We start from the raw sequence: 4,504 nt of genomic DNA on the forward strand, positions 1-4,504 counted from the left end.
GGTCTTGGGGCGGAAGTTGCCCTGCTCGTCGAAGTCGGTGATGGGGAACGAGAGCAGGCCGGAGCCCATGATGGTTTTGAGTTCTTGCGGGGTCATAGTGAAAAGCGGGCGTTGGGTAAGAGTTCCTCGAAGGTCGTACATGTCACAGAATTTCTGCTCAAAAAGGGGGAATTTCTGCGATTTATGCAAATGTTAACGTTAACATCATCAGACAACATGGTGAAAACCCTTATGTTGAAGAATTTCACTGGAGTGCCGTCGCACAGGGGCGTGCACGGTGCCAGCCCGAGGTCACGCGCCCTTTAGACTCCACCACCATGCAAGCTCCTGATCCGGCCCGCACTGCCCCACCCTCCGGCCGCGACCGCTCGGCGGTCACGCTGCGCGAGGTGGCCGAACGGGCTGGCGTGTCGATGATTACCGTGTCACGCGCCATCAACACGCCGCAGCAGGTGTCTGAGCGCACACGGCAACGGGTTCAGGAAGCCGTTTCCGCCTTGGGCTATGTACCCAACCTCGTGGCAGGCGGGTTGCGTTCGGCGCGCAGCCATGTGGTGACGGCGCTGGTCCCCACGCTCACGGGGCCACTGTTTGGTGAAATGGTGCAGGCCCTCACCGATGCGCTGGAACTGCGCGGCTTTCAGGTCATGGTGGGCCAGGTGGGCTATGCCCGTTCACGCGAAGACGAGCTGCTGCGCGCCATCGTGGGCCGGCGGCCCGATGGGATCGTGCTCACGGGGGTCATGCACTCACCCGAGGGGCGGCGGTTGCTGATGGCCTCGGGCATTCCGGTGGTGGAAACCTGGGACTTCACGGACACCCCCATCGACATGCTGGTTGGCCTGCGCCACGAAGCGCTGGGCGCCGCCGTGTGCGAGCACCTGTTCGCCAGGGGACGGCGACGGCTGGCGCTGCTCAGTGGCGGAGACGAGCGCGCGGCGCGGCGCGCTCAGGGCTTTGCAGACGCAGCCGCGCACCTGGGTCTGCGCCCGCCCGCCGTGCGACTGGGTAAATCACCCACCACCCACGCAGATGGCCGTGCAGGGCTCGCAGCCCTGCTGGCCGACGTGCCCGATATCGACGCAGTGTTCTGCAGCTCCGACATGCTCGCCCTGGGCGTGCTCACCGAAGCTAGGGCCCGCGCAATCGCAGTGCCTCAGCAACTCGCGGTGATGGGGTTTGGCGACATCGACTTTGCCGAGACCGTCAGCCCGGCTCTTTCCACCGTGCGCATCGACGGCACGCGCATGGGCCAGACAGCGGCTCAGTGGATTGCCGACCGGGCCGAGGGCAAGGCAGTCGCCCAGCCCGTGGTGGACATCGGCTTTTCCATCGTGGAGCGCAGCAGCAGCTGAGCGCTGCAAGACCCTGCGCCAAAGGCCGGGCCAATCCCCTGCGGCTTACGCCCGGTAGACCAGCGCTATGGCCCGTGCCTCCATGGCCAGCCCCTGCCCCACCGGGCCCAGGCGCTCGGCCGTCTTGGCTTTCACATTGACCTGGTCCTCTGCCACACCCACCGCGCGCGCGATGGCGGCCCGCATGCCGGGGATGTGCGCCGCCAGGCGTGGGGCCTGGGCGACGACCGTGCTGTCGATGTTGCCGATCTCAAAGCCCGCTGCGCGCACCCGCCGCGCCGCCTCGGCCAGCAGCACGCCCGAGTCTGCGCCCCGGAACGCGGCATCGGTGTCGGGGAAATGGCGGCCAATGTCTCCCAGTGCCGCAGCGCCCAGCAGCGCGTCGGTGATGGCGTGCAGCAGTACGTCGGCGTCCGAGTGGCCCAGCAGGCCTGTCGGGTGAGGGATCTCCACCCCACCAATCACCAGGCGGCGGCCGGGCACCAGCGCATGTACGTCCCAACCTGCTCCAATCCTGAAATTCATTTGTCTGCCTTTGTGAAGGTTTGTGTGAGGAGTCGCGGGGAACGTCGGACGGTTTCCCCCGATGAGCAACGCAGTCAGCGCGCCAGTGATGCCGGCAGCGCCATGCGCAGCGGACTAAAAAAGATTCTTCTTGCCAGGGGCCGTACTCACCTGCCCCCGCTCCCCGCCAAAGCGCTCCAGCGTGGTGCTGTGCGCACGCTGGGCCAGCACCGCAGCCGCCAGCGCGAAATCGTCCGGGTAAGTGACCTTGAAATTCTGCGCCCCGCCGGGCACCAGCCGGGGGTGAAAACCCAGGGCCTCCATTGCACTGGCTTCATCAGTCACGTTGGAGCCCACCTTGTCGATGGCCTCCATCAGCGGGCCGATGCGGAACATCTGCGGCGTCTGCGCCAGCCACTTGTCGCTGCGGTCCACGGTGGAGGCCACGCGCACGCCCCCCGGACCGTCGATGGAAGTCTTGAGCGTGTCGGCCAGCTTGTGCGCCAGCAGGCCACCCACACTGTCGCCCGCGCATTGGTCGATGAGCGCATCGATCTGCTCTGAGGTCACGAGGCAACGCGCTGCGTCATGCACCAGCACCCAGTCGCCAGGCTGGGCACCACGATCCAGTAGCGCCTTGAGGCCACCCAGCACCGTGTCGGCACGCGTGGGGCCACCACACTCCACCACAAAAAATGCGGGATGGGCATGGGCATCCAGAAAGTGATCCCCCGGCGCCACGGCCACCAGCGTACCCAGCAAGCGCCCGACTCCGGCAAACGCAGCCAGTGTGTGCAGCACCATCGGATGGCCTGCCACCAGGTGGTATTGCTTGGGCAACGGGGCAACCGCCACGGGTGCATTGGCAGACAGCGCTGAGGTGGGCGAAAAAGCCGCCACGGTCGATGCCTGCACAGGCTGTGCGGAAGGGGCCATGCCTGCGCCTGCCGGCACGGCCCGCGACCCGACCCCTGCACAGGGCACCAAGGCCCAAAAACGCCCTTGGGCCGACAAGGGGGTGAGCGAAGGGTGCAACAGAGGAGCAGTCATGGAGCGCTCATTCTAAAATCTCCCGTTGCCCCCGATCCAGCCCGTGCGTGTTTCGCGCCCCTGGGGATGCGGTGGGCCCACTGACGACACCGTCCGCATGGAACTCCCCAAACTCTCCCCCGGAAAACGCTTTGCCCTGCCCCGCCCCGTGGGCAGCGCCGACTCCCTGCTGCTGGCACGCCTGGCCGAGCGCGACAAGGCCGCTGGCCACACCACCGCCATCGTCACGTCCGACGCCACCGATGCACAGCGGCTCATCGACGAAATGGCCTTTTTTGCGCCGGGCCTGCGCTGCGCACTGTTCCCCGACTGGGAGACGCTGCCTTACGACACCTTCTCCCCGCACCAAGACCTGATCAGCGAGCGACTGGCCACGCTGTGGCGCATTTCGCAAGGCGAAGCCGATGTGGTGCTGGTGCCCGCCACCACCGCGTTGTACCGGCTCGCGCCGCCCTCCTTCCTCGCGGGCTACACCTTCCACTTCAAGGTCAAGCAAAAGCTCGACGAGGCCAAATTCAAGGCCCAGCTCACGCTGGCGGGCTACAGCCATGTCTCGCAGGTGGTGAGCCCGGGCGAGTACGCCGTGCGCGGCGGGCTGATCGACCTGTTCCCCATGGGCTCGCTCGTACCCTTCCGCGTGGACCTGTTCGACGACGAGATCGACAGCATCCGCACCTTCGACCCCGACAGCCAGCGCAGCCTGTACCCCGTGCCCGAGGTGCGCCTGCTGCCCGGGCGCGAGTTCCCCATGGACGACGAGGCGCGCGCCAAATTCCGCAGCCGCTGGCGCGAGATGCTCGAGGGCGACCCGACCAAAAGCCGCATCTACAAGGACATGGGCGCGGGCGTGGCCACGGCCGGCATCGAGTACTACCTGCCGCTGTTCTTCGACGAGACCGCCACCGTGTTCGACTACCTGGGCGGCGAAGCCACCGTGGTGCTGCACGGCGACCTGGAGCCCGCCTTCCAGCGCTTCTGGCAGGACACTAAAGACCGCTTTCGCCTGGTGCAGGGCGACCCCGAGCGCCCGGTGCTGCCACCCGAGGCGCTGTTCCTGTCGGCCGACCAGTTCTACACGCGCGCCAAGGAGCATGCCCAGCTGTCCATCCGCCCCGGCGTGGAGGACATTGCCGACAACCCGCACTTCCAGAAGCTCGGCGACCTGTCGGTGGTGCGTGGTGCCGAGGACCCGCTGGCCCGTCTGCACGCCCACCTCCGCAACACGCAACACCGCGTGCTGCTGCTGGCTGAGAGCGATGGCCGGCGCGAGAGCCTGCTCGACTTTCTGCGCGCCAGCGGGGTAAACCCGCCGGCCTTTGACTCGCTGGCCGAGTTCCAGGGCGCGGACGACGAGAAGGTGGGCATCGCCACCGCCGGCCTCACCGTGGGCTTCAGCTGGATCGAGGACGGTATCGACTTCGTCACCGAGACCGAGCTCTTCGCCGCCGGCCCCACCACGCGCCGCCGCAAAAAGCAGGAGCAGGTGAGCGACGTCGAGGCGCTGATCAAGGACCTGGCCGAGCTCAACGTGGGCGACCCCGTGGTCCACAGCGCGCACGGCATCGGCCGCTACCGCGGCCTGGTCAACATGGACG

The 4,504-nt window shown here is 67.0% G+C and carries 4 protein-coding genes and 1 pseudogene; 2 read left to right on the top strand and 3 right to left on the bottom strand.

All coding sequences use genetic code 11. From position 1 onward, the window contains the following. A pseudogene (locus DBR23_RS20735) lies at positions 1-96 on the bottom strand (5-dehydro-4-deoxyglucarate dehydratase); the annotation flags it as partial. A gap of 221 nt (positions 97-317) precedes the next feature. On the opposite strand from DBR23_RS20735, the gene DBR23_RS20740 reads away from it, so the two are divergent. Further along, entirely contained in the window at positions 318-1,355 is a 1,038-nt protein-coding gene (locus tag DBR23_RS20740) for a LacI family DNA-binding transcriptional regulator (protein WP_108499457.1), read from the top strand. 45 nt (positions 1,356-1,400) lie between these two features. On the opposite strand, the gene ispF is transcribed toward DBR23_RS20740, so the two are convergent. Further along, complete coding sequence (gene ispF / locus DBR23_RS20745; RefSeq protein ID WP_108499458.1) at positions 1,401-1,880, bottom strand: 2-C-methyl-D-erythritol 2,4-cyclodiphosphate synthase; 480 nt, start codon at positions 1,878-1,880, stop codon at positions 1,401-1,403. A 114-nt stretch (positions 1,881-1,994) separates the two neighbouring features. Further along, a complete protein-coding gene (locus DBR23_RS20750) occupies positions 1,995-2,909 on the bottom strand; it encodes a 2-C-methyl-D-erythritol 4-phosphate cytidylyltransferase (RefSeq protein ID WP_082522473.1) in 915 nt (304 codons plus the stop codon). Between the two features lie 97 nt (positions 2,910-3,006). Between DBR23_RS20750 and DBR23_RS31355 the strand changes: the two genes are divergently transcribed. Continuing rightward, on the top strand, positions 3,007-4,504 hold a 1,498-nt coding region (locus tag DBR23_RS31355; RefSeq protein WP_369882147.1), incomplete at its 3' end, for a CarD family transcriptional regulator.

It is taken from the genome of Acidovorax sp. HMWF018 (assembly GCF_003061035.1).
Classification (GTDB): Bacteria; Pseudomonadota; Gammaproteobacteria; order Burkholderiales; family Burkholderiaceae_C; genus Acidovorax; species Acidovorax delafieldii.

Excerpts from the sequence above, each read along its gene's own strand:
- DBR23_RS20740 (WP_108499457.1), top strand. The coding sequence starts at position 318 with ATGCAAGCTCCTGATCCGGCCCGCACTGCCCCACCCTCCGGCCGCGAC.
- ispF (WP_108499458.1), bottom strand. The coding sequence starts at position 1,880 with ATGAATTTCAGGATTGGAGCAGGTTGGGACGTACATGCGCTGGTGCCC.
- DBR23_RS20750 (WP_082522473.1), bottom strand. The coding sequence starts at position 2,909 with ATGACTGCTCCTCTGTTGCACCCTTCGCTCACCCCCTTGTCGGCCCAA.